This is a genomic window from Halobacillus kuroshimensis DSM 18393 (assembly GCF_000425705.1).
Classification (GTDB): Bacteria; Bacillota; Bacilli; order Bacillales; family Halobacillaceae; genus Halobacillus; species Halobacillus kuroshimensis.
The window spans coordinates 641,679-665,862 of record NZ_AUDY01000008.1 but is presented as its reverse complement, the minus strand read 5'-3'; the positions used below and the strand labels follow the sequence as shown (position 1 = coordinate 665,862).

Genomic DNA, 24,184 nt, shown 5'->3' with positions numbered 1-24,184 from the left:
GTATGTCTAGTCTGAGATTTTAGCCACTTGAGTAATGTGGTCTGCGCGTTCCAATTCATTAAGTATGGAATCATCAATATTCTGGTCAACCTCAATGACCATCAAAGCCTGCTCACCCTGGGCTTTTCTGGATACTTCCATCCGGCCGATATTGATTTCATTTTTTGCAAGGACCGCTGTCGCTGACGCAATAGCCCCGTAACGGTCATTATGAATAAGGAGGATAGCCGGGTGGCTCCCCGATAACCGGAGTTCAAAGCCATTCAATTCCGTAATTTCAGCTTTGCCTCCTCCAATGGATATGCCGACAAGCTCCAGTTCCCCGTCTTCATCGCCGATCTTAACACGGGCGGTGTTTGGATGATCTGTATGGGCATCCTCTTCGTGAAAACGGATTTTCATGCCCGAAGCTCTGGCTGTTTCAAGGGAAGTGCTTATCCTTTCATCATAGGTTTCATAGTCCAGGAGACCACCAATAATAGCTACATCCGTTCCATGCCCCTTGTAGGTTTTAGCGAATGACCCGTAGAGGTGGATATGCGCATACTTCGGCTCCCTTCCGAATAAATGGCGGGCAGCCCTCCCGATGCGGGCCGCTCCTGCAGTATGCGAGCTGGAAGGCCCGATCATAACAGGTCCGATGATGTCAAACACAGATCTAAACTTCATTAAGATCCCTTTCCTTTCTATATAAACCTGAACAGGTAAGTGTTGAAAACGCTTACTACATTCTAACATTCCTCTATCATCTTATCACATTCCACTTTATACTTCCTTCCTTTTCGTGTCCTCCATATTTTGACTGGTTGATTGTTTCCTTATGAGAGAGTAGAATAGTAGATTGTGGGTTACTCGGTAACCGGGCGGGAGAGGGATAATTTCATATGAGGGATTGAAATGCTCAATCAGCAACATCAACAGGCGGGCTGGAAAAAAGAAGGACTGGCAGGTTTGATCGGTTATTTCACAACGGTATATATCGTAGCCGTCAACAGTCAGATTCTGGAGAGTGCAGGACTGCCGCTTGAGAGCGGTATGGTCGCTACCATTCTCGCCAGCGCGTTAGGCTGCTTGATCATGGCTTTTTATGCGAATGCACCGATGGTTCTCATCCCGGGGATGGGTGTCAATGCGTTGTTCGCCTACTCGATTGTCGAAGGAACCGGTATGTCCTTTCAGGAAGGACTCGCTGTCGTGACGATGGCTTCCATCATTTTTCTCATCACTGCTTTCACAAAGCTCGGTGACTGGCTGAAACATGCCATTCCCGCTTCTTTGAAGCATGCTATCACCGTCGGGCTCGGGCTTTTCCTGACGCTGATCGGACTTGAAAAGGGAGGTCTCGTTGTCAAGGGGGAACATTCCCTGATCACGCTCGGCAACCCGTCATCTGCCATGGTGATTACCAGTGTCATCACCTTATTTATCGGGATTTTTCTATTTTCAAGAAACGTCCCCGGCAACTTCTTAGTAACGATGATTGCCGGGACCGTTCTGGCTCACTTCACGGGTCTGCTCGGGGAAAGTGGAAAAAGCATCGATATTCAGGAGCAGAGCTTTCTGATGCTGCCGGACTTTTCCGGAATCTTCGGGTTCGGTTTCTGGATGGCGGTTTTCCCGCTGGCGATCGTTCTCATCTTCGAGAATATGGGGCTGATCCACGGCCAGCTTTCCATGCTCAATCAGGAGGACAAATTCAAACGGTCCTATCAGGCAACGGCATTTTCCGCCTTATCCACCGGATTCCTTGGTACATCTCCGACGGTTTCTTCCGCAGAGAGTGCTGCTGTCATTGCATCCGGAGGAAAGTCAGGGAAATCGGCGCTGACCATGGCCGTTCTATTCGGTGCCACACTGTTTTTGATCCCATGGATTTCCATGGTTCCATCTTCAGCTATCGCTCCGATCCTGATCATCGTTGGAGCCCTTATGGTTCAGAACATCAAGGAAATTCCATTTGATCAGCTTTCTGAATCCATGCCGGCGTTTTTAATTATCGTGATGATTCCTTTCACGTATTCCATCGCTGACGGAATGGCCTTCGGCTTTATTGCCTACCCGATTGTAAAGCTTGCCCTTGGCAGGCATCGGGAATTGTCCACCCCTGTCGTATTCATCGCCATGATCTTTCTCGTTGAATTTATCGTACGCTCGCTTGGACATTAATGATTCATTTAGTTAAAAAAAGCTTGAAGAGAACGAGGTTTCGTTCTCTTCAAGCTTTTTTATCTCCAGCGGAGTATAAGCGTAAGCCGGCAGCAGTCCCCCCTACTCCCGGACGATCCAAGGGTGACCTTCAAACGGTCAGGGTTATAGGTGGTCTGAAAAGCACTTGATATATACTCACCAAGCAGGCCCTCCACTTTCTTATCATCGGATTGCTGGGCAGCCATCATGATCTGCTCGGCGTAAGACTCATCGTTGTGAATTTTTCCAACCAGTCCTTCTGCTTCTCTGATCAGGTCCTCCATCGTCATAGCGGATTCTCTGAACAATGATGCCTCCACCTCCGGATATGAAGGTGCAGGTCTTGGGTACATCGGAGTGACCGGTCTCCAGCAGCAGGGAATCCAATATCGATACACAGCCTTCCCCCTTCCCCTTCATATATATGTCATAAAAAAAGGGAAGAGAAGCGGTGACACTTCCCTCCCCTTTCAGTCTTCAATTGGAATGGACTCCAGCGGCCCCCGCTTTTGAAAGACAACTTTTAAGACACCGTTATGAAAAGCAGCCCGGCTGCTGTTCGTATCCGCTTCAAATGGCAGTTCCACGGTTTGTTCTCTACTCTTCAAAAAATGCGTTCGTCTGTAATAATCACGAACTTCATCGTTCACTTCGCGCATCTGCTGTTGTTCAATAAGAATGCGGAGCTGCCGGCCGGAACGGTCGATACGGATTTGATTCTCCTGCACATCCGGGAGAACGGCCTCCACTACAATTTCTCCGTTGGATTCATAGATGTCCACTGAAAATGAACTTCCTTGGAATAATGGTTCCACCGCTTGTAGGGACTGATCAAAAAACGAGTCCACGGCCCGAACCAGATCCAGAAACGTATGCTCAAAAAAACCGGGGAGCTGACTCTTTTTATCATCCATGCTGCTACACCTCTCTGCCTGTCGTTTCCCCTACAAGATATGCAGAGACAGCCGGCAGGTGACACATGTTTAGGAGGTGTGGAACTCTGTGCCTGACGAAACGGCCGTCACATAACCGGCTCGAATGACGAAATCCCCGAACTTTTCACCTTCTGAACGGGTAAGCGCAAATTCCTTAAACATTTGTCTTAACTCGAGAAGAATTTCTTCTTCACCGATGTTTTCTTTATAGATTTTATTCAATCGATCTCCTGCAAATCCAGCCCCTAAATACATGTTGTATTTCCCCGGTGCTTTGCCAATGAATCCAATTTCACCAAGAGCCGGTCGGGAGCATCCGTTGGGGCAGCCCGACATCCGGATAATGATTTCTTCATCTGAGAGCCCGTATTCATCTAGAATATCTTCCAGTTTATCCACGAGGGACGGGAGGTATCTCTCAGACTCTGCCATCGCAAGTCCACAGGTCGGAAGAGCGACACACGCCATGGAATTTCTCCTCAGCGCTGAATTCTGCCTGCCATCGGTCAGTCCGTACTCATCGATGACCGCTGATATCTCATCTTTTTTTGCATCTGTCACACCTGCTATGCTCACGTTCTGGTTCGGAGTTAACCTGAAGTCGCCATCGTGTATACCGGCAATTTTTCTTAATCCGGCCTTTAACTGGTATTCTTTTTCATCTTTAATCCGGCCGTTTTGGATAAAAAATGTGTGATGCCAGGTGCCGTCCGCGGCTTTAATCCAGCCATAGCGGTCTCCATTATGGTCGAAGTGGTATTCTCTGGCTTCTTCAAGTTCCCAGCCGAGTCGGTTTTCAAGTTCTTCACGGATCCAATCCAACCCCAGACGGTCAACCGTATATTTAAACCGGGCGTTTTTTCGATTGGACCGGTTCCCATAATCACGCTGGATCGTGACTACTTTTTCAGCCGTTTCTACAATTTTATCCGCTGGACAGAAACCGATAACACGTGATAGCTGCGGATACGTATTCTCATCTCCATGGGTCATCCCCATTCCCCCGCCGACGGCAATATTGAAGCCGGCGAGTTGATCATCTTCCATAACAGCTATGAAGCCCAGATCCTGTGAAAAGACATCTACATCGTTGGAAGGAGGCACGGCCACCCCGATTTTGAATTTCCGTGGGAGATATACAGGACCATATATCGGTTCTTCTTCCCTGCCGTCCGCCACTTTCTCTTCGTCCAGCCATATCTCATGGTAAGCCCTCGTTCTAGGCAGAAGATGCTCACTAACTTTCTTCGACCACTCATACACTTCCTTATGAACATCGGACTGGTCCGGGTATACATTACACATGACATTCCGGTTCACATCTCCGCAGGCAGCAATGGAATCCATGAGTGCTTGATCCATGCGCTGGATGCTTTTTTTCATGTTCCATTTCAATATGCCATGCATTTGAAAGGTCTGCCTAGTCGTCAATTTCAATGTTCCATTTCCATATTGGTCCGAAAGCTCATCCATTGTCAGCCATTGTTCGGGGGTGGCTACACCGCCCGGAAGCCTGACACGCACCATAAATTGATAGGCAGGTTCAAGCTTCTGCTTTTTTCGTTCATTCCGGATATCACGATCATCCTGCATATAGCTTCCATGAAACTTCAATAGCTTTGTTTGATCATCCGGGATGCTGGCTGTAATAGGATCTTGAAAACTCTCTACAAGGGACCCGCGCAGGAGACGGCTGTCCTCCTTGATTTTTTCCATTACATCCGGAGGGCCCTGTGTCTGATGAGAGGGTTGTTCGGATTTTGTCATGGTTCGACCTCTCCTTTCCGTTGCTTCCATATCAATAATAGTTAATACACGTCTCTCTGGTAGCGCTTCTGCTGTCTAAGTTCTGCCACATAGCTTTCTGCTTCTTCCTCGGTCCTTCCGGATTCTTTCTGAACGATGGATACCAGGGCCTGATGGACATCTTTGGCCATATGCTTTTCATCCCCACATACATAGAGATGAGCCCCTGCTTCCATCCATTCAAAAAGCTCCCTGCTACGCTCTATCATTCGGTGTTGTACATAGACTTTTTCTTCGTTATCCCTCGAAAAGGCGACATCCATCCTGGATAAAACGCCGTCCTTGAGCCAGCGCTGCCATTCCGTTTGGTAAAGAAAATCCGTCGTGAAATGCTGTTCTCCAAAGAACAGCCAGGCGTTTCCTTCAGCTCCAAGCTCCTCTCTCTCTTCAAGGAACGCACGGTATGGGGCGATTCCAGTTCCAGCACCGATCATAACGACAGGAGCAGAGTCATCTTCCGGCAGTTTGAAATTGGAGTTTTTCTGGACAAATACATCTACGTTTCCACCAGGCTCCATCCGCTCTGCACACTGGCCTGAACAAACACCAAGCCGGTTCCTTCCGTGACTCTCATACCGCACAGTGCCGATAGTCAAGTGAACTTCGTCCGGGTTCGCTTTCCTGCTGCTCGCTATAGAGTACAGACGAGGCGGGATTTTGCGAAGTTGCTGCACCAATTCTTCTGCTCCAAGGTTCCATGGACCAAAGTCTGTGAGAACATCAAGAAGATCTCGACCGTCCATATACGTTTGAATCGCCTCTTTGGATGCAAGGATTTCCTGCAGTTTTTCATTACTGGTGAAGGCTCCCAGCTTTTCGAGCAGCGGTTTAGTAAGCACAGTGATCTCGAAGTGGGACAGCAGGGCTTCCCGTAATGCACGGACCTCTCCGTCTTTATTAAGGGTAACCGAAAGCTCAGGATCCCACTGCATCAGAGTAATTAATTGATCGACCAGCTTCTCATCATTAAGCGGGTAGATCCCAAGACTGTCCCCAGGCTCATATTCCAGGTTGGAGTCTTCCAGATCCAGTTCTAGATGGCGGGTCTCTTTATTGGAACCGCGGCCGTTCAAGTTGATATTTTCCAGCACTTCCGCCGGAAACGGATTTTTCTTCGTATACACTGGTCCGGCTGATGGCGGATTGGGAGCGGCCTGCACCTTTTTACCTTCTTCAGCTGTTTCCAGAGAATTGATGATTTTATTGATCCAGTCTTCCGCCTCATCTTCATAATCGAGGTCACAATCCACACGTTCTACGATCCGTTCTGCTCCAAGCTCTTCCAAACGTTTATCAAAGTCTTTACCTGTCTGACAATAAAATTCGTACGAGCTGTCCCCAAGGGCAAGCACGCTGTAGCGGACGCCATCCAGTTTTGGTGCACGCTTGCTGTAAAGAAATTCATAAAAGGAAAGCGCATTATCCGGAGGGTCGCCGTCTCCATGGGTACTGGTAATGATCAATAGATCTTCTTCCTTTTTTAAGGACTTCGGTTTGTATCGGTCCATATCTTCGACAGAAACCTGCAGGTCGTTTTCCTTCAACCTGCCTGAAAACTCTTCCGCAAGCGCCTGGCAGTTCCCAGTGTGTGATCCATATAAAAGGGTGACGTGTCTTGTTTCCACCGCCGGCGCTCCTGCTTCTGTTTCCTTTGCTGCTCCACTTCCACTGTCTGCCCCTGCGGCCAGATAGCCGCTGAGCCAGATTTTCTGCTGCTCATTCAATGTTGGAAGCAGCTGGTTCAGTAAATCCGTCTGCTCTTTATTAAACGGACTGTTGATTACTTGTAACGACAATTCTGTCACCTCCATAGTCAAAAATGAGCGGCCGTGTGCGCGCCCTCCCGGTAATAACGCTCCAACGCTACAATCATAGCGCCCATTTTCGCTTTTTCAGGCTGCAGGACATAGGAAATCCCCTGCTCTTCCAAAGCGGCTGCCGTTACCTTTCCGACAGCTGTAGCGAGAACACTTCGGTTAAAGGCGTCGATGACCGGCTGCTGCTCTTTCGAAAACAGCTGTTTTACCTGGGTTTTACTGGTGAAAACGACCGCATCAAGGTTTTCCTTTGTAATTTCGCTGCGCAGTCTTCCTAAAATAACGGGATCCGGTGGCAGGAATGAGTAGGGTTTTGATAAATAAACATCGTATCCCATTTCCTCCAAACTGTCTTTTAAGGCAGCATCATCCAGATTATAGGCTTGTAAATACACACTTTTTCCAGATTTTCCGGTATCTTTCTCCATATAGGACAACAGCTTTGCCATCGTCCCGTCTTCAGCCATCCATTCATAAGCAAGGTTTTGTTCTTTCAACCAGTCTGCGGTTTTCTGACCACGGATGAGCAGGGTTTCATCAGATAATTTCTTTATAAATGAACGGCGGTGACCAATGCCTGCAGCTGCATCTTCCAATGTTCTTGCTCCTATACCTGTCGTTAACAGGACGTAGCCAAATCTCTTCTTCAGAAAATGAAGCACATCTCTTCGTGCCGTTTCCTGATTGTATTGATGAGAGCCCTGAATGGGAAAACCGGCGGAGCGGCCATCCATATTACCAATCAGCCTGGCAATATCATCCGCTCTCCGATCGGCTGCCACCCCTATCTTTTTACCGGCCAGTCCTTTCACAGTCATCCGCCTCCTTCTCTTTATGTATTTCCTCCAACAATAACTGTTGATTAACCCTGGATTGACAGGCTTCTTTCAATCCCTCCTCCAGATAAAAACGCCTTCGGTCAGATGAAAAGCCGGCATGGCGAAGTTCATTCCTCAACGCGAACAAAAAATCCACGTAACTCCCGTAATCCTCGGGAAACTGCTCTTCAAACCTCTGTTTGATCTCCGCTGTCAATTTAGGGCTGGCCCCGTTCGTTGTGATAGATACAGAGAGTCTTCCTCTCTTCATATGGGCAGGAAAATGAACATTGCCGCTTCCATTGTCCGCACGGTTGAGCAGCGGAACGTCTCCTGACTCAGCTGCTGCCTGTTCATTAACCTCAGGCTGATCAGCAGCCGTTATGAGCAGAAAAGCACCGGAAGCGTCACCTTGGAAATAAGTCTTCTGCTTCCACTCAAATACCCCCTGCTCCCATAACTGCAGAAGGGCTTCGGTCAATTCAGGACTGATCACCGTCATTTCCGGACCCTCTGACAAGAGAGATCTCAAACGCTTCTCTGCTACTCTGCCACCTCCGACAATAACGACCTTCTTTTTGTGTAAATCGATGGATAAAGGTTTCACAGGCCGGTCACTCCACTCTGGTAAGTTTATTGAGCGCTTCGTTCACCCTCAGCTGAAGCGCATGCTCCATGGCCTGATGATCCTCCAGATGATGGGCAGCAGCCGCTGAAAACCCGAGTTGGACAGCTTTTGCGACTTCCGCTTCAATCTCTTCCATCAATACACCTGTGAACCAAAGGTACGGCAGCACAATGGTGTGCTCATAAGACACCGTCGACCGGTGGAAAGCCTCTGGAAAACGCGGGGAAAGAGCCGCGAGGTAACAAACCTCCACGTGAGAGTGGTTGATTTCCTCCTTCAGCAGCTTCGCAATCTTTTCGACAGCTTCTGGTGTATCCGGGTGACGGCTTCCTCTTCCGACCAAGAGGATATTCGTTCCCTTCTGAACCGGTATATCCGTTCCTTGTAAACGTTCGGCGAGCGCTTTTATAATCGATGGCTGCACCCCCAGAGGCTCTCCATAGGAAAACGTCAGGTCGGGGTAAAGGACGGAGATTTGGTCAATCTCTTTAGGGATATCTTTGTAATAATGACCGGCACTCAAAAGCAGGACCGGCTGTACAACGATGCTGGATGCTCCCCTTTCCACAAGGCGCCGCACCCCTTCTGATATAGCGGGTTCAGCGAGTTCCAAATAACAAATTTCATAAGGCAGATCATGTGCATCGGCTGTACGGTGTAAAAAGTCCTCTGCCTGTCTGGTGGCTGCTTTTCTTCTGCTTCCGTGACTTACATACAGGACAGCTTCCATCCTCATCCTCCTCTTCCTACCCTACGATCGTTTCCGCAGATACGCGGGCATCTTCACCGGCCGGGTCGAACCATTGGAGGTGGCTGCTCAGTTCCACCACTTCCCCCACAACGATCATGGCAGGGTTTTCGATAAAACGGCTCTTTTCTACAATCGTATCGATCGTTCCCTTTACCATTTTCTGGCTGTTCATCGTTCCGTTCTGGATAAGGGCCATAGGTGTATCTGGAGATCGTCCATAGTTTTTCAGCCGATCACAAATCTCCGGAAGTCTTTTGACACCCATATAGATGCACAGCGTATCCATGCTTTTGACAACCCGCTCCCAGTACGCTTCTTCATCGGTTCCTGGTTTGCTGACTCCGGATATGAAAGCGACCGATGAGCTGTAATCCCTGTGTGTAACAGGGATGCCGGCGTACGCAGGTGCAGCTGTACCGGACGTAATTCCCGGAACAATTTCAAAAGGAATCGATCTCTTCGCGAGAGCTTCTGCTTCTTCCCCGCCGCGGCCGAACACAAATGGATCGCCCCCTTTAAGGCGTGTGACCACTTTCCCTTGGAGGGCGTATTTGACAAGAAGGTGATTGATGGTTGATTGGGAAAGTGCGTGATGATCGGGTCTTTTCCCGCAGAAAACAAGCTCAGCTCCCTCTTTTGTTTCCTCCAGCAGATCCTGGTTGATCAGTCTGTCATACAGGACAACATCAGCCTTCTGGACAGCTTTAAGACCTTTCACAGTAATCAAATCAATGTCTCCAGGACCTGCGCCTACGATATATACTTTGGTCACGTTCATCCCTCCTTGTCGTTCAGCCACTTTTTATCAATGAGAAGTTGAAAAATCTGTTCCGCACAATCCTGGATGGAATGTTGACCGGACTGCACGATACATTCCGGATTGACCGGTGCCTCATAAGGCGCATCCACGCCTGTGAATCCCGAGATTTCACCAGCTCTCGCTTTTTTGTACAATCCTTTTGGATCCCTGTTTTCACATTCCTCTACAGGACAATCGACGAAGACTTCCATAAACTCATCCTCTTCCAAAAGGGAGCGGACCCGGTCACGGTCCTGCCTGTATGGAGAAATAAAAGCAGTCAAAACGATGGACCCATTGTCTGTAAACAACTTGGATACCTCACCAATCCGGCGGATGTTTTCTGTACGGTCGGCTTCAGAAAAACCAAGATCTTGATTCAACCCATGACGGACGTTATCCCCGTCAAGCAGGTAGGTTTGGATGCCGTGCTCAAAAAGCAGGCGGTTCAAATGGTTTGCAATGCTGGATTTACCAGCCCCTGAGAGGCCGGTGAACCAGAGCACACCACTGAAATGACCGTTTTTACTGCGGTAATCTTTTTTTTGTACGGCAGCTTCATGCCATGTCAAATTCGTCGCCATTCCATTCACCCCTTTACATCCGCTGTCTGTTGTTTAAGGCCTTCAATCAGCACTTCCACGACCTCCGGGCGGCTGAACGTTTTCGGTGGTTTCTGCCCGCTGCGAAGCAGCTCGCGCACTTTTGTCCCTGATAAAATTACGTGATGCTCCTTGCTGTGAGGGCAGGTTTTATGAGAAGCCATTGCTTCACAGGCTTTGCAGTAAAAACTGTGTTCAAAAAAGACGGGGGTTATTTCCAGCTCCCCTTCTTCAAAGTGACTGAAGATTTTTTGGGCGTCATATGTACCATAATAATCGCCGACACCTGCATGATCCCTCCCGACTATGAAATGGGAGCAGCCGAAATTCTTCCGGACAATCGCATGGAAGATGGCTTCCCGCGGGCCTGCATAGCGCATAGCCGCATTAAAGACAGCCAGGGTCACCCGGTTTTCCGGATAATATTCATCCAAGAGTACTTCATAGCTTCTCATGCGCACATCACTCGGGATATCATCGCTTTTCGTTTCTCCTACGAGCGGATTCAGAAATAGTCCATCTACACTTTCCAGGGCCGCTTTTTGGATATATTCATGAGCACGGTGAACAGGATTACGTGTTTGGAAACCGACAACCTTTTCCCATCCGGCCTGTTGGAATCGTTCTCTTGTCTCTTCGGGATCAAGATAGTAATGGTCTGAATGCTCCCGCTCCGGACGATGGAATACTTCAATTCTGCCACCGACATAAAAATCCGGACGCTTGTAAAGTTTACTGACCCCTGGATGAGCGTCTTCTGTCGTTAAGTAAACCTTTGCAGCTTCTTTCTGTTTATCCGGCTTGTAAATATCTTCGATTTCAATCACACCGTAGATCGTCCCATCTTTGACAAGTGCCGCTTGACCTTGTAACGAACGGGCCTGCTCTTCAGATACAGGCAGTGTGATCGGGAGACTCCAGGGAGTGCCGTCTTTCAAACGAAGATTTTCAACGACGTGCTCATAATCTTCCTTTGTTAAAAACCCTTGAAGTGGACTGTACGCCCCATTAGCGATTAAATCGATATCACTCAACGCCATCGCATCAAGTTCGATCCTTTGCTCCGGAAGTGTTTCCGGCTGTGCTGTAAAACGATTGATTAACTGCCCGCCATGCGGTTGAATAATGGACATAGATTATCTCTCCTTTATTGTTTCGTATCTCCGGCCGTGTGGAGTCCACACTCCGTTTTATTGAATCCCTGCCATCTTCCTGAGCGGCCGTCATCCAACGCTTTCGCTGTGCAGGGGATACAGCCGACACTTGGATAACTCTGGTCGTGCAATTCATTGTAATCCAAGCTATTTAGTCGGATATATGACCAGACGTCTTCCCATGTCCAGTGAATTAAGGGGCATACCTTGATGGACCGGAAGCGTTCGTCCTTGTTTACGAAATTCGTATGACTCCGGCTTGCAGATTGTTCCCTTCTTAATCCCGACATCCAGGCCGCTGCTCCGGTCAGGGCTTCTTCCAGCGGTTTGATTTTTCTGATGGCACAGCATTGGTCGGGATTCCTCTTCCAAAGAGCCGGACCATATTCCTCTGCCTGTTCTTCCACCGTCAACTCCGGCTTTTTCATATGGATGTTCAACTCCGGATATCTCTTTTTCACTTTTTCAATCAAATCATAGGTTTCCTGGAAGTGAAGTCCGGTGTCCAGAAAAACGACGTCGGCATCAGGTTGTGCCTTTGCAATGAAATCAAGCAGTACGATAGCTTCAGCACCGAAGCTGCACGCATAAACGAGCTGTTTTCCATAATGCCCGTAAGCCCATCGAATCACACTCTCTGCCCCTTTGTGTCCATCATCAATGTCCATATGGTGTAAAGGATCGCTGGTGAATGTTTCATATGTCGGTGCACTCGTATTCATAAGCTCCTCCTTTCTTATCTTCAACAAAAAAACCTTTCTTCTGATAGTAAGAAGAAAGGAGAGTCATCATACATGATTCAACCGTTCTTCTTATCCTTCCAAGTGTTGATCACCTGCTGGAATTGGCACAGTTTCTGTTCATGAAGACAGATCCGTTGCCGAGGCTTCCAAGGGCCAGTCCCTCCACCTCTCTCGATAAGAAAAATGTTTCCAGATATTGTTCAAAAGATTTGATTCAAATATTAGACCCGATTTAATGATATGTCAACATGTATTTAAAATATTACTAGTTTTCTGTTTATTTTAATGTAAACCATTGACAAATAGTCATCCATGTTTTAGCTTTGAATATATTATTCATGTACTTAGGAATTCCGCTTTCGGAGCGGGCTACATATATCCTTATAAAGAGCCGGGGGAGGAAACTGGTCTGATGATCCCGCAGCAACCTCACATAGGAAAAGGTGCTCATTCCAGCAGACGGTGGTCTGAAAGATAAGGAGAGGAAGCTTGACCTCTTCTGGATGAAGAGGTTTTTTTTGTGCCTCTTCATGGTTAAAACCAAGTAATCTTATGTGTTTAATCAAAAGGAGAGGTACGATGAAGAAATTACTTATATTTTCACTGGTTGGATTCTTTGCTCAATTGATGGATGGAGCCCTCGGAATGGGGTTTGGTTTAAGCTCCTCCACCATCCTCCTCGCCTACGGAACGGCTCCGGCGGTAGCCTCCGCCTCCATTCATTTGTCCCAGATTGCTACAACGGCAGCTTCCGGGTTTTCCCATTATAAATTCGGAAACGTGGATAAACGGCTCGTTTTGACTCTTGCTCTCCCCGGAGGGATCAGTGCCTTTGCCGGGGCTGCTCTGCTCAGCTGGATTCCAGGTGATTTGATCCGTCCGTACATTTCCATCTTTTTACTAGGGCTTGGCGTTTATGTGGTCATCCGCTTTTTGTTGATGAATCGAGTGAAGCCCTTGCAAACTGAAAAAAGACCATTTCGACGGCGCTTCTTGTTTCCTTTAGGTTTCCTGGGTGGTTTTCTTGATGCCGTGGGCGGTGGTGGTTGGGGGCCGGTAAATACTCCTGTTCTCTTATCCAGTAAAGGAATCCTCCCCAGAAAAGTCATTGGCACCGTAGATACAAGCGAATTCATCGTTACTTTATCCGCTACGGCCGGATTCCTGCTTTTCCTTGGGTGGGAGGAGCTGAGCTGGCTGCTTGTGCTCGCCTTTGTGATCGGTGGTGTCATAGCAGCCCCCCTCGCTGCCTGGCTTGTAAAAAAACTCCCCCCTCTCGTGCTTGGTGTGGCAGCGGGTGGATTTATCATTTTGACGAACAGCCGGACACTGCTTACCTATGCCACATGGAGTGAACAGATTATAATTGTTATCTACAGCCTGCTGCTTGCCGGATATGCCGCTGCCGTTATCTTCTCGGTGCGAAAATATATTCAACGGCACCGGCACCCGCATACGGAAACCCGACTAAAAAAAGCGCAGTTCTAATAGAGAACTACGCTTTCAGCCTATAGAACGACAAGCCAAGAAGACAAACCGTCAAGGCATTTTCAGGGGAAGACGTTCTACAGCAGCAGGGCGGCATTTGTCGATTGTTTTATCAATATCCTTTGTGAAACAATTTCTTTCATCTTCCCTCCTTCATTCAGACCAAAGACCAATAAATAAGGCTGCCGGGAAAAATCCCGACAGCCTTAAAGCGCTGTTCTCAATTCAGAACCAGTGCTTTTTTATTCAATAGAGAAGATATAACTGTAAATCGGCTGACCACCGTGATGGATTTCCACCTCTAAATCTTCAAAGGTTTCTTCCACATAGGCTTCCAGTTCAGCCACATCCTTATCGTCCACAGCTTCCCCGGTAAGAATGGTAAGGATTTCATCTTCATCCTCATCAATCATCTGGTTCAGCAGTTTTTTCGCCGTCATGAGGGCGTCTTTATCGGTCGCTGAAATCTTTCCGTCGGAAATCCCCATAAAATGACCCTTTTCAATATCAAGCCCGTCAATCTGGGTGTCCCGGACGGCATAGGTGATCTGCCCCGTTTTCACTTCTGACATCAGACTAATCATTTCTTCTTTGTTCGTATCGAGATCTGCTTCAGGATTGAAACCAAGCATAGCACTCATCCCTTGAGGAATGGTCTTCGTCGGGATGACAGCCACTTCCGCTTCCGCCATCTCTGCAGCCTGCTCTGCTGCCATCACAATGTTTTTGTTATTCGGAAGAATGAACACACGTTCTGCATGCGCTTCTTTAATAGCCTCCGATAAGTCCTGGGTACTAGGATTCATCGTTTGACCACCCTGGATGATTACGGTGGCTCCGAGGCTTTCGAAAAGTTTTTTCATTCCCTCGCCCATGCTGACGGTTACAATACCATATGGCGCTTTTTTCTCGGGCGCGGCTTTCGCTTTCTTATTACCAACGATGGACGTATGCTGCTCCCTCATGTTTTCAATCTTCATATTGATCAGGCTGCCATACTTCTGTCCAAGCGTCATTGCTTCACCCGGGTACTCAACGTGGACGTGAACTTTGACCAGTTCTTCGTCAGACACGACAAGCAGGGAATCACCAAATTCACTCAGTCGGTTACGGAAAGCTTCTTCATCATAAGGATTCTCAGCCAGCTTATCCTCTTCGAATTTCACCATGAACTCCGTACAATAGCCGTAATGGATATCTTCGGTATTCATGAAGTCCTGAGCAAGTTTATGGTGTTCGGCGTTTACCATTTCGTTCATGGAAACCATTTCTTCGACATCCGGCATTTCCTCGCCTTTCAAGTTGGCCAGAAATCCTTCATAGATCGTTACAAGTCCCTGACCGCCGCTGTCGACCACACCGACTTCCTTTAGAACCGGAAGAAGTTCAGGTGTCCGCTTCAGGGAAGCTTTGGCTGCTTCTACGACACCTTCCATGAAAGGAATAAAGTCCTCTTCCTTTTCAGCTATTTCCACAGATGCTTCCGCTGCTTCACGGGCAACAGTTAAGATTGTTCCTTCTACAGGCTTCATCACAGCTTTATAAGCCGTTTTCACACCACCCTGCAGGGCATCAGAGAAATCACGGGTCGTTAACACCTCTTTATTCTCAATGGCTTTTGCAAAGCCGCGGAAGACCTGGGAAAGAATTACTCCTGAATTTCCACGCGCACCCATAAGAAGACCTTTGGAAAGAGAAGTGGAAACTGCTCCTGCATGGTCCTGGGAAACGTTTCTCACCTCGTCCGCTCCGGAGGTCATGGAAAGATTCATATTTGTTCCTGTATCCCCGTCAGGTACAGGGAATACATTCAGCGCATCGATCATCTGCGAGTTCTGCTTTAAATAATGCGCTCCCTGTAAAATCATCTCGGCTAATGTTCTGCCGTCAAGCTTTTGTAACGTCACACTTACTTCCTCCTTTGACTGCAACTGCAACCTATTCGCTTGTCACGCGGACTCCCTGGATGAAAATATTGACAGAGTCAACGGACAATCCGACTGTTTTGTTTAATGTGTATTTTACTTGAGATTGGACGTTATGAGCGACTTCCGATATCTTCGTACCATAGCTCACAATAATATACATATCAATGTGGAGGTGATCTTCTTCCTGTCTGACAACGACACCCCGGGAAAAGTTCTCTTTACGGAGCATTTCAGCCAGCCCGTCCCGCAGCTGGTTCTTAGAAGCCATGCCGACGATACCGTAGCACTCTACAGCTGCTCCTCCAGCAATCGTTGAAATAACTTCATTGCTAATCGTTATATGGCCGTATTGGTTGTTCAAATCCACAGACATATAGATCCTCCTTTAGATTCCTCAATTTCTCTCCTAATTATAACACAAGTGAAGGGTGATGAATTTGTGTTGACTGTTGAAAATAAGCCGGTTATCCCCTAATATACTTTGAAACAATTCAATCTGTCTGTCAAGAAAAAATTCTTGATATAATTGTTCGGAGATTATTGCAAAGCCTACATACATATGATAAAGTTACTAAGTATCTGATGATTTTTGTATGTAACAGGAGGGATTTTCATGGCACGTAGAAGTGTTCTATCTGGTAAAGGTACACGCGCAGGTAACCACCGTTCACACGCGATGAACGCTAATAAACGTAAATTCAAAGCAAATGTTCAAAAAGTACGCATCCTTGTGGATGGCAAGCCTCAGAAAGTTTACGTAACAGCGCGTGAACTTAAATCTGGTAAAGTCCAGCGCGTATAACAACGAGCTGAAAAAAGCACCCGTTCTGCGGGTGCTTTTTTTCTTGCCTTTATATGATTATGGCAGTCCCCGGGAGCGTCTACTCCGCCCCCAAAGACCACCGAATCGCATCAGGGCCTTCCGGGAGACACCTATCCTCTCCCTTCAGGCACGTATGGCCCGGAGCTAATCCTTTTTAAAAGTACTTATGACTGCGCGCACTATCCCCCCGACAAAACGCGGGAGTTTAATGGTGTAAAATTTCAAAAGAGCCCCCTCCTCCTAAGTGAACTAATGCGAACTCCCTTTTCCGTGATCCATTGAGTCTGTACTTCTTATTACTAAGAGTATGCCTGACTCAAATGAAAAAGTACCTGTATCTTCAACGAGCCTGTTGGAGATACATAAGGTGGACCCGAAGGGCAGATAAGCCTTGGAAAGTGGATAATAAAAGCCGTTGAGCGTCAGCTCCTTCACCTCCAGGGTCACAGGAAGAAAAGATAGATAGGGATAATGTGGGTCCTCATTGATTTTATGCGATCCGGACGCTGCTATTTCCACCTGGTTCTGATGATCCACGATAACCGCCTTCACCCCTTTTTTCATTAACGGATACAACAGCTGAATATTCGCTTGGGAATGGTCCATCCTTCCTCCCGTCACTCCGAGTAATACGATATGCTCTGCTTTCCGGTTCAGTGCCTCATTAATCGCAAGCTCCAAATCTGTCTCATCCTTCTCGTCCGGATATGTATGCATCTTTCGGGCCTTATCTTTAATCTTCTGATAGGAAGCAGCGCTGACCGAGTCAAAATCGCCGACGGCCACATCAGGGATTATTCCGGCTTCTACAAGCACTTCTGCTCCCTGATCTGCTCCGATCCATTCTACATCTTCCTCTGCCCATCGTTGGAAGCTGGGGATATAGGTTTTCGGCCCTCCACCGACTACGATGATTTTTTTCACGTATGCTCATCCTTTCTATAGAAAAAGCCCAAAGGATTCTCATCGATCCTCTGAGCTCTTTCAACTAAGACTCCAAATGCAGAGCCGCTTGGTTCTCCCTGTTATTTACAACGAGTCGCGGATCCCTTCAATGGCTTTTTTCCTGTCCGATTGATTAAAGACAGCACTGCCTGCCACAAGAACATCCGCTCCTGCTTCTGTGCAGAGACGGGCGGTCTTCTCGTTGACTCCGCCGTCCACTTCAATTTCATAGGAGAGTCCGTATTCGCTTCTTAATTGAGCCACCTGACTGATTTTATCAAGCACATCAGGAATAAATGCCTGACCGCCAAATCCTGGATTCACGGTCATCAATAAAACAAGGTCCACTTCCCTTAGAACCGGACGGATCATTTCGACCGGTGTCCCGGGATTGATGACTACGCCCGCTTTCACTCCGAAGCTTTTGATCAGCTGCAGGGTGCGGTGGAGGTGAGGAGAAGCTTCCTGATGGACGGTAATGATATCCGCTCCCGCTTTGGCAAAGGCCTCTATATAGGCATCCGGGTTCTCAATCATTAAATGGACATCAAGCGGAAGGTTGGTGACCGGCCTTACCGCATCCACAATCAGGGGGCCTATTGTTATATTAGGGACAAAATGGCCGTCCATAACATCCACATGAATGTAATCCGCTCCGCCTTGGTCCACATCCTGGATTTCTTCAGCCAGTCTTGCAAAATCAGAAGATAAGATGGAAGGTGCAATTTTTGTCATTCCTTAATACCTCGGCTTTCTATTCTGGATTTCCTGCATGAAATGCAGGTAGTGGTCATAGCGGTGCTCTGATATAACGCCGTTTTCCACACCGGCTTTCACCGCACATTTAGGCTCTTTATGATGCAGACAGCCTCTGAACTTACAATCATTTTGTACTTCTACAAATTCCGGGAAGCACTCCGGCAGCTGTTCAAGCTCTAAATCCCCAAACTCAAGGGAGCTGAACCCCGGCGTATCGGCCACTAGCCCACCGGAAATGTCATACAGTTCCACGTGGCGTGTCGTATGCTTTCCTCTTCCAAGACTTTCAGAGATTTCATCCGTGTCGATGGAAAGACGGGGGTCGATGGAATTCAGCAGCGAGGACTTGCCGACTCCGGACTGCCCGGCAATCACCGTTGTCCGCCCAGCCAGGTGTGCTTGTATCTCATCCATGGAATGGGAATCGTTCACAGCCGACAAAATGACCGGATATCCGACCTTCTCATACTCGGCCTTATACTGCTCCATTTCTTCCACCATAGCGCTGTCCAGCTGGTCCATCTTGGAAATCACGATAAACGGTTCGATCCGTTTAGCCTCAACGAGAACGAGAAATCTGTCCAGGAGAAGCGAATTAAAATCAGGATGGATGGCTGATGTTACAATCAACGCTTGGTCGACGTTGGCTATCGGCGGTCTTACAAATTCATTTTTCCGGTCATGGATGGCTAAGATGTAGCCCTCTTCGTAGTTGTCCGCCTTAAATTCCACCATATCCCCGACGAGAGGGGACACTTTTTTCTTACGGAAGTTTCCGCGCCCACGGCATTGATAAACCTCACCGTCATGAAGTACGTAATAAAAACCGCTGAGAGCTTTTATAATTTTTCCGGTTGCCACTTGATCACCTTCTTAATAAGGAACATTTCCTTCATCAATCACTTCATCACCTCGCTGCACACGGTAAGACGCTTCCCCGCCTTCTTCTATAATCAGTGTTACATCAAAAGAGGTGGTTTCTGTGATGGTTTCTTCCACCACTGGTGTCTCCATATCGTTTTCATAATCGTCGACATAAATCAACACCTGCTGTTCTGTTTCTTCCGATTCCTCATTAAACGGAACTTCCAACGTTACGTTTTCTTCTCTCGGAGGTTTCTCCTCCGGCCCTTTGGATATGGTGATGGTTACTGTTGAACCTTCTTTCACATCGGTATACGCCTCCGGAGCCTGTGTAATTACCTCTCCAGCAGGTACAGTCTCCGAGTAGCTCTCAGCAACTTCAACGTCCAGGCTGCGGTCCTTTAAATATTTCTCCGCCTGTTCCTGGGTCATCCTGTCCAACCGTCCCAGATTAATGGTCGGGGGGCCGGTACTGACGCGGAAAATGACTTCCTCTTCTTCCGGAATCACGCTTGCCCCCGGGTTCGGAGAAAGCTGGGCGACAATTTGACCAGCCGGTTCATCGCTGGAAACAGGAATACGTTCAATCCCTGCGTACCCCTTATCCTGGAGTTCCTTATCGACCTGGTCATATTCTTCACCCACATAATCCGGGAATTCTTCCCGTTCTTTTCCTTTACTCGTATAAATCGTGACTTCTGTTTCTTCTTTCACTGTCATACCGGGTTCAGGATCTGTCGTAATAACAAGTCCCTCTTCCACTTCATCCGAAAACTGAGACTCACGGCTGACCATCAGGTTCAAATCACTCAGTTCACTGTAAACCTCTTCATATTCCCTTCCGTCAAGGTCTTCAGGGATGGTCACATCGGCAGGCTGTATGATTCCCGGTGTGAAATACAGGGCAGCTCCGCCCCCTAGTATGATCAGAAGCAGGAATGTCAGGACCCATGGCCAGATCTTTCTTTTCTTCTTTTTCTTTTCTTTATCGACCGGTTTCTTTTCCTCTGCCGGCTGCTGATGATGCACTTTTGTATCCTTGACCGGCTGATACTCACCGGTATGGATGATTGTATGATCTTCTGTGTGATCTCCGTAGGCTTCGTTCGTAATGACAGGGATGGCTTTCGTTTTTTCCTCTTCATCTTCCTCCGGCAGTTCAAAGGGTTTTTCATCCCGTCGGTAGGGTTCAAGTGAGGTCTCAATATCCTGTTCCATTTCCACCACGGTGGGATAACGGTGAAACGGATCTTTGGCCGTTGCTTTCAATACGACATTTTCCACACTCTGCGGCAGGTCAGGATGCCATCGTTTCAACGAAGGTGTATCATGCTGCAGATGCTTAAGGGCAATGGATACAGGAGACTCGCCTGAAAAAGGAAGACGTCCAGTCAGCAGTTCGAAGAAAACAATGCCCATCGAATAAACATCGGATTTCTTCGTCGCCATTCCTCCACGCGCCTGCTCAGGAGACAGATAATGAACAGAACCGAGAACTGAATTTGTCTGAGTCAGAGCGGTCGCACTCAAAGCCATTGCGATTCCGAAATCAGTCACTTTTACATGGCCGTAATGATCAATCAAAATATTCTGCGGCTTGATATCTCTGTGTACAATGCCGTTGTCATGGGCATGCGTGATGGCAGAAGTTACCTGACGCATAATGTCCACCGCTTCCGAAACATCAACAGGACTGTTGTGCTGGATATACTGCTTCAGTGTCATGCCGTCTACATATTCCATGACCATATAATACAAATCGTCCTCTTCCCCGACATCGTATATACTGACGATATTCGGATGAGAAAGGCTGGTAGCGGACTGGGCTTCCCGGTGGAAACGCGCAATAAACTCTTCATCATTTCCGTGTTCCAGCCTTAGTACCTTGATGGCTACGCTTCTGTCCAGGATGGTATCATGAGCTAAATAGACGTTCGCCATCCCTCCGCCGCCAATCATTCTATCGACACGGTAACGGTCATTAAGAAGACGGTCATTGAGCATCAATCCACACCTTCCTTCTCACCTTGGGGTGGGAGATGATGGACAATGGCAAGAGTGATATTGTCTTCTCCGCCCCGCTCATTAGCCCGTTCAACAAGAGAGCGGGCGAAATCGGACCAGTCTCCTTCGTGATCACTTAAACCACTTAATTCTTCATGACTCACTTTATTGGTCAGACCGTCTGTACAAAGAAGAACACGGTTATCCGGATCCCACTCCATACTCTGGACATCAGGAAAAAGGTCATATTCTGTGCCAAGCGCCTTTAGCAGAACATTTTTGCGGGGGTGATGCTCGGCCTGTTCTTCTGTAATCTGTCCGGACCTGACAAGCTCATTGACGAGCGAATGGTCTTCCGTAACGGCTTTGAATCCGTAAGCATTTGCTAAATAACAACGGCTGTCCCCGATGTGGGCAATGGATACAAACTGTTCGGTGCAGATAGCTGCCACAATTGTCGTCCCCATGCCGGCACATTCTTCATGTTCAGAAGCATAGGTTTTGATTTCATTATTGGCGGAGCGGATAGTTTCCTTTATCCACTCTTCAGCACCATTCGGAGTTTGAAACGAACCCGTATGCTCCCATTCCTTATGTAAAACATCAACAGCCATCCGGCTGGCGACATCACCTGCCTGATGCCCCCCCATGCCGTCGGCTGCGACAGCAAGCACCTGACCGGAATGATTTCTGAACACGCCGCCTGCATCTTCATTATGAGCCCTTACTCTGCCTTGATCTGTGAGGTAGTACTCTATCATGGACGTTCACCTGCCTTTTTCAGTTACTGTCATCCATAGAAGGCCGGCTGCTTCCATCAACAAGAAGCAGGAGCCTTTATTTTTTCACCAATCGCGTCAAGAAAAAGCCATCCGTATCCCACTCGTGGGGAAACAGCTGAAGACCGGTTTCGGTCAGGCCTTCCCCTTGCCGCAGAGCATCGGGAAGATCGTTGACAAAGGATGGATCCAGTTCATATTCCGGATGTTGATCCAGAAAATGACGGACCGCTTCTTCGTTTTCATGCCGGTCCACTGTACATGTGCTGTAGACGAGTTTTCCACCGGATTTCAGGAGCGGCGCCACCTCGTGGAACAAGTCGTCCTGGATACTCCTGAGCTTATAGATATCTTCCTCACTCTTATGGTACTTAATATCCGGCTTGCCTCTCAGTACACCAAGACCTGAACATGGGGCATCAAGCAGGATCCGATCAAAGCTCTCAGACGCATGCACCGATGTGAGTGTCCGGGAATCCGCCTGCCCGGCTTTAATGGAAGTAAGATGGAGCTGTTCAGCTTTTTTACTGACGAGCTTTGCCTTCTTTTCATGAAGATCATAAGCTGTCACGCTGCCTTTATCCTTCATTTTTTCTGCTATATGCGTGGTTTTACCTCCTGGTGCACTGCACGCATCAAGGACAGCCATCCCTTCATCCAGGTCCATCATTTCCGCAACCAGCATGGAACTCTGATCCTGAACGCTTACAAAGCCCTCTTTAAAGAGCCTGTGGTTTATAATGTTCCCCTCTTTTACAACCAGGCCTTGTGTAGAAAATGGACTCTCCTCTACCGAAAATCCTTCCTGACGCAGCTCGCCGGCTGCGTCGCTGCGGCTGATTCTGAGAGGCTGGACGCGGATGGACATAGGAAGATGGTGGTTGTTCGCTTCACACATCAATCTCGTCGTTTCCATGCCGTACTGATCCACCCACCTCCGTACAAGCCATTCGGGATGACTGGTTTCAACCGCAAGACGCGTAACATCATTTTCAATGTGATCAAGGCTTTGAACACCTTTTCGCTGCACATTGCGCAGAACGCCGTTCATAAAGGAAGAGATTCCTTTATGTCCGCGTTTTTTCGAAATCTCCACCGCCTCGTGGATGACCGCATGGTCCGGAACCCGTTCCAGGAAGATCATTTGATAGACTGACATGTAAAGCAGCCAGCGTACCCACGGTTTAATTTTCTTCTGCCCGGCAGTATAAGGCTGAATATAATAGTCGATCAAGTCTCTGCGCTGCAGGGTTCCGTACACAATTTCGGTCAATAGAGCCCCGTCCTGACGGGAGAGCTCCTGTTTGGACATTTCTCTGTCGAGCAGGACATGACTGAAGCCTCCCTGCTCACCGATTCTTGTTAATAGATGGAGCGCGGTTTCTCTTAATACATACTTAGCCATGCTGCTCCCCCAATACGTCGCCCTCGCTTAAAGATTGGCCAGCACCGTTAACGAACGACTGCCCGTCCATTTTTTTCTTCCCTGAAGGCTGAAGGGATACAATTTTCAACGCTTTTCCGTCTCCTGTCTGAACGAGGAAACCGTCCTCTTCGATTTTGACCACTGTTCCCGGGACTTTGGAAAAGTGTCCGGAAACTTTTTCGGCCCACCAGATTTTCATCGGTTTTCCATTCCAGTACGTGTACGCCACCGGCCAGGGATGAAGCCCCCTTACGTGGTTGTAAACGGTCTGTTGATCTCTGTCCCAGTCAATCCATTCCTGTTCACGTTTAATGTTGCCGGCAAACGTGACTTTGGATTCATCCTGAACTTCAGGAGTGATGTTTCCTGCCAGCAATTCAGGCAGTGTGTCAGCCAGAAGGTCAGCTCCTGCTGCTGATAATTTATCGTGCAGTGTGCCGACATGGTCGGTATCTTCAATCGGAACGACAACTTTGGAAAGCATATCGCCGGCATCCAGTTTTTTCACCATGTACATGATAGTGACGCCGGTTTCTTGTTTTCCTTCCAGAATACTATAATGGATAGGAGCTCCTCCCCTGAATTCGGGCAGCAGCGAGGCATGTACATTGATGCATCCGTATTCCGGAACGTTCAGCAGTGCTTCCGGGAGGATCTGTCCGAAAGCCGCTGTGACGATCAGGTCCGGCTCATAGGCGAGAACATCCTCATATTCATGCTTGATTTTTTCAGGCTGCAGCACCGGAATACCGTGGTTCAAGGCTGCTGTCTTCACCGGCGGCGGTGTAAGAACCCTCTTCCTCCCTTTTGGACGGTCCGGCTGGGTCACAGCCACCACCACTTCATATCCTTCTTTCATAATCCGGTCAAGAACAGGGACCGCAAAGTCCGGTGTTCCCATAAACGCAATTCGTGTCATAACTGACGG

The 24,184-nt window shown here is 48.1% G+C and carries 25 protein-coding genes and 2 riboswitches; of the genes, 3 read left to right on the top strand and 22 right to left on the bottom strand.

All coding sequences use genetic code 11. The features are described from left to right. Positions 1 to 6: 6 nt before the first annotated feature. Positions 7 to 669 carry an L-serine ammonia-lyase, iron-sulfur-dependent subunit beta gene (gene sdaAB / locus H615_RS0105340; protein ID WP_027954169.1) on the bottom strand — a complete coding sequence of 221 codons (663 nt, stop codon included), beginning with the start codon at positions 667 to 669 and terminating at the stop codon, positions 7 to 9. Positions 670 to 897: 228 nt separating this feature from the next. Between sdaAB and H615_RS0105335 the strand changes: the two genes are divergently transcribed. Continuing rightward, the gene (locus tag H615_RS0105335) at positions 898 to 2,166 is read left to right on the top strand and encodes an NCS2 family permease (protein WP_027954168.1); all 1,269 of its coding nucleotides are present in this window, start codon (positions 898 to 900) and stop codon (positions 2,164 to 2,166) included. A 59-nt stretch (positions 2,167 to 2,225) separates the two neighbouring features. Here the strand turns inward: H615_RS0105335 and H615_RS0105330 are convergent, their stop codons facing one another. The 11 genes from H615_RS0105330 to H615_RS0105280 form a co-directional block, all read right to left on the bottom strand. Continuing rightward, the gene (locus H615_RS0105330; RefSeq protein ID WP_156896445.1) at positions 2,226 to 2,585 is read right to left on the bottom strand and encodes a YuzC family spore coat inner layer protein; all 360 of its coding nucleotides are present in this window, start codon (positions 2,583 to 2,585) and stop codon (positions 2,226 to 2,228) included. Positions 2,586 to 2,657: 72 nt separating this feature from the next. Further along, positions 2,658 to 3,101 carry an Hsp20/alpha crystallin family protein gene (locus tag H615_RS0105325; protein WP_027954166.1) on the bottom strand — a complete coding sequence of 148 codons (444 nt, stop codon included), beginning with the start codon at positions 3,099 to 3,101 and terminating at the stop codon, positions 2,658 to 2,660. 69 nt (positions 3,102 to 3,170) lie between these two features. After that, positions 3,171 to 4,889, bottom strand: a complete 1,719-nt coding sequence (gene cysI, locus H615_RS0105320) for an assimilatory sulfite reductase (NADPH) hemoprotein subunit (RefSeq protein ID WP_027954165.1) — start codon at positions 4,887 to 4,889, stop codon at positions 3,171 to 3,173. A 41-nt stretch (positions 4,890 to 4,930) separates the two neighbouring features. Further along, on the bottom strand, positions 4,931 to 6,724 hold the full coding sequence (locus tag H615_RS0105315; RefSeq protein ID WP_027954164.1) for an assimilatory sulfite reductase (NADPH) flavoprotein subunit: 1,794 nt from the start codon (positions 6,722 to 6,724) through the stop codon (positions 4,931 to 4,933). Between the two features lie 17 nt (positions 6,725 to 6,741). Next, positions 6,742 to 7,563 (bottom strand): uroporphyrinogen-III synthase, encoded by an 822-nt coding sequence (locus H615_RS0105310; protein WP_084162999.1) that lies wholly within the window; start codon positions 7,561 to 7,563, stop codon positions 6,742 to 6,744. After that, positions 7,538 to 8,170 carry an NAD(P)-dependent oxidoreductase gene (locus tag H615_RS20915; RefSeq protein WP_051254596.1) on the bottom strand — a complete coding sequence of 211 codons (633 nt, stop codon included), beginning with the start codon at positions 8,168 to 8,170 and terminating at the stop codon, positions 7,538 to 7,540. The genes H615_RS0105310 and H615_RS20915 overlap by 26 nt, the downstream gene beginning before the upstream one ends. Positions 8,171 to 8,177: 7 nt before the next feature. Further along, positions 8,178 to 8,921 (bottom strand): sirohydrochlorin chelatase, encoded by a 744-nt coding sequence (locus H615_RS0105300; protein ID WP_027954162.1) that lies wholly within the window; start codon positions 8,919 to 8,921, stop codon positions 8,178 to 8,180. A gap of 16 nt (positions 8,922 to 8,937) precedes the next feature. Beyond that, a complete protein-coding gene (gene cobA / locus H615_RS0105295) occupies positions 8,938 to 9,714 on the bottom strand; it encodes a uroporphyrinogen-III C-methyltransferase (protein WP_027954161.1) in 777 nt (258 codons plus the stop codon). Between the two features lie 2 nt (positions 9,715 to 9,716). Further along, a complete protein-coding gene (cysC, locus tag H615_RS0105290; RefSeq protein WP_027954160.1) occupies positions 9,717 to 10,325 on the bottom strand; it encodes an adenylyl-sulfate kinase in 609 nt (202 codons plus the stop codon). Positions 10,326 to 10,330: 5 nt separating this feature from the next. Continuing rightward, positions 10,331 to 11,476 carry a sulfate adenylyltransferase gene (sat, locus tag H615_RS0105285; RefSeq protein WP_027954159.1) on the bottom strand — a complete coding sequence of 382 codons (1,146 nt, stop codon included), beginning with the start codon at positions 11,474 to 11,476 and terminating at the stop codon, positions 10,331 to 10,333. Positions 11,477 to 11,490: 14 nt separating this feature from the next. After that, positions 11,491 to 12,219, bottom strand: coding sequence for a phosphoadenylyl-sulfate reductase (locus tag H615_RS0105280; protein WP_027954158.1), 729 nt, complete (start codon positions 12,217 to 12,219; stop codon positions 11,491 to 11,493). An 87-nt stretch (positions 12,220 to 12,306) separates the two neighbouring features. Further along, positions 12,307 to 12,421: riboswitch (SAM riboswitch) on the bottom strand. Between the two features lie 197 nt (positions 12,422 to 12,618). Further along, a riboswitch (SAM riboswitch) is annotated at positions 12,619 to 12,721 on the top strand. A gap of 98 nt (positions 12,722 to 12,819) precedes the next feature. Here H615_RS0105280 and H615_RS0105275 point away from each other — a divergent pair. Further along, positions 12,820 to 13,728, top strand: coding sequence for a sulfite exporter TauE/SafE family protein (locus H615_RS0105275; RefSeq protein ID WP_027954157.1), 909 nt, complete (start codon positions 12,820 to 12,822; stop codon positions 13,726 to 13,728). Between the two features lie 242 nt (positions 13,729 to 13,970). Here H615_RS0105275 and H615_RS0105270 read toward each other — a convergent pair whose 3' ends face one another. Then, entirely contained in the window at positions 13,971 to 15,635 is a 1,665-nt protein-coding gene (locus tag H615_RS0105270; protein ID WP_027954156.1) for a DAK2 domain-containing protein, read from the bottom strand. Between the two features lie 31 nt (positions 15,636 to 15,666). Further along, positions 15,667 to 16,029: an Asp23/Gls24 family envelope stress response protein gene (locus tag H615_RS0105265; RefSeq protein ID WP_027954155.1), complete on the bottom strand. Its 363-nt coding sequence runs from the start codon at positions 16,027 to 16,029 to the stop codon at positions 15,667 to 15,669. Positions 16,030 to 16,269: 240 nt separating this feature from the next. Here H615_RS0105265 and rpmB point away from each other — a divergent pair, with 240 nt between their 5' ends. Further along, positions 16,270 to 16,458 carry a 50S ribosomal protein L28 gene (rpmB, locus tag H615_RS0105260; protein ID WP_027954154.1) on the top strand — a complete coding sequence of 63 codons (189 nt, stop codon included), beginning with the start codon at positions 16,270 to 16,272 and terminating at the stop codon, positions 16,456 to 16,458. 165 nt (positions 16,459 to 16,623) lie between these two features. Here rpmB and spoVM read toward each other — a convergent pair whose 3' ends face one another. From spoVM to fmt, 8 genes are all read right to left on the bottom strand, one after another. Beyond that, positions 16,624 to 16,704, bottom strand: a complete 81-nt coding sequence (gene spoVM / locus H615_RS20910) for a stage V sporulation protein SpoVM (protein ID WP_035531293.1) — start codon at positions 16,702 to 16,704, stop codon at positions 16,624 to 16,626. A 24-nt stretch (positions 16,705 to 16,728) separates the two neighbouring features. Then, positions 16,729 to 17,403: a thiamine diphosphokinase gene (locus tag H615_RS0105250; protein WP_027954153.1), complete on the bottom strand. Its 675-nt coding sequence runs from the start codon at positions 17,401 to 17,403 to the stop codon at positions 16,729 to 16,731. 105 nt (positions 17,404 to 17,508) lie between these two features. Continuing rightward, positions 17,509 to 18,159 (bottom strand): ribulose-phosphate 3-epimerase, encoded by a 651-nt coding sequence (rpe, locus tag H615_RS0105245; protein WP_027954152.1) that lies wholly within the window; start codon positions 18,157 to 18,159, stop codon positions 17,509 to 17,511. 3 nt (positions 18,160 to 18,162) lie between these two features. Beyond that, on the bottom strand, positions 18,163 to 19,044 hold the full coding sequence (gene rsgA, locus H615_RS0105240) for a ribosome small subunit-dependent GTPase A (RefSeq protein ID WP_027954151.1): 882 nt from the start codon (positions 19,042 to 19,044) through the stop codon (positions 18,163 to 18,165). A gap of 12 nt (positions 19,045 to 19,056) precedes the next feature. Continuing rightward, entirely contained in the window at positions 19,057 to 21,051 is a 1,995-nt protein-coding gene (gene pknB, locus H615_RS0105235; protein WP_027954150.1) for a Stk1 family PASTA domain-containing Ser/Thr kinase, read from the bottom strand. Beyond that, entirely contained in the window at positions 21,051 to 21,812 is a 762-nt protein-coding gene (locus H615_RS0105230; protein ID WP_027954149.1) for a Stp1/IreP family PP2C-type Ser/Thr phosphatase, read from the bottom strand. The genes pknB and H615_RS0105230 overlap by 1 nt, the downstream gene beginning before the upstream one ends. A 76-nt stretch (positions 21,813 to 21,888) precedes the next feature. Then, a complete protein-coding gene (gene rsmB, locus H615_RS0105225; protein WP_027954148.1) occupies positions 21,889 to 23,235 on the bottom strand; it encodes a 16S rRNA (cytosine(967)-C(5))-methyltransferase RsmB in 1,347 nt (448 codons plus the stop codon). Further along, on the bottom strand, positions 23,228 to 24,175 hold the full coding sequence (gene fmt, locus H615_RS0105220) for a methionyl-tRNA formyltransferase (RefSeq protein WP_027954147.1): 948 nt from the start codon (positions 24,173 to 24,175) through the stop codon (positions 23,228 to 23,230). Before fmt ends, rsmB begins: the two co-directional genes overlap by 8 nt. Between the last annotated feature and the right edge of the window lie 9 nt (positions 24,176 to 24,184).

Coding starts and splice junctions, on each gene's coding strand:
- sdaAB (WP_027954169.1), bottom strand. CDS start 669: ATGAAGTTTAGATCTGTGTTTGACATCATCGGACCTGTTATGATCGGG.
- H615_RS0105335 (WP_027954168.1), top strand. CDS start 898: ATGCTCAATCAGCAACATCAACAGGCGGGCTGGAAAAAAGAAGGACTG.
- H615_RS0105325 (WP_027954166.1), bottom strand. CDS start 3,101: ATGGATGATAAAAAGAGTCAGCTCCCCGGTTTTTTTGAGCATACGTTT.
- cysI (WP_027954165.1), bottom strand. CDS start 4,889: ATGACAAAATCCGAACAACCCTCTCATCAGACACAGGGCCCTCCGGAT.
- H615_RS0105310 (WP_084162999.1), bottom strand. CDS start 7,563: ATGACTGTGAAAGGACTGGCCGGTAAAAAGATAGGGGTGGCAGCCGAT.
- H615_RS0105300 (WP_027954162.1), bottom strand. CDS start 8,921: ATGGAAGCTGTCCTGTATGTAAGTCACGGAAGCAGAAGAAAAGCAGCC.
- cysC (WP_027954160.1), bottom strand. CDS start 10,325: ATGGCGACGAATTTGACATGGCATGAAGCTGCCGTACAAAAAAAAGAT.
- sat (WP_027954159.1), bottom strand. CDS start 11,476: ATGTCCATTATTCAACCGCATGGCGGGCAGTTAATCAATCGTTTTACA.
- H615_RS0105280 (WP_027954158.1), bottom strand. CDS start 12,219: ATGAATACGAGTGCACCGACATATGAAACATTCACCAGCGATCCTTTA.
- H615_RS0105275 (WP_027954157.1), top strand. CDS start 12,820: ATGAAGAAATTACTTATATTTTCACTGGTTGGATTCTTTGCTCAATTG.
- H615_RS0105265 (WP_027954155.1), bottom strand. CDS start 16,029: ATGTCTGTGGATTTGAACAACCAATACGGCCATATAACGATTAGCAAT.
- rpmB (WP_027954154.1), top strand. CDS start 16,270: ATGGCACGTAGAAGTGTTCTATCTGGTAAAGGTACACGCGCAGGTAAC.
- rpe (WP_027954152.1), bottom strand. CDS start 18,159: ATGACAAAAATTGCACCTTCCATCTTATCTTCTGATTTTGCAAGACTG.
- pknB (WP_027954150.1), bottom strand. CDS start 21,051: ATGCTCAATGACCGTCTTCTTAATGACCGTTACCGTGTCGATAGAATG.
- H615_RS0105230 (WP_027954149.1), bottom strand. CDS start 21,812: ATGATAGAGTACTACCTCACAGATCAAGGCAGAGTAAGGGCTCATAAT.
- rsmB (WP_027954148.1), bottom strand. CDS start 23,235: ATGGCTAAGTATGTATTAAGAGAAACCGCGCTCCATCTATTAACAAGA.
- fmt (WP_027954147.1), bottom strand. CDS start 24,175: ATGACACGAATTGCGTTTATGGGAACACCGGACTTTGCGGTCCCTGTT.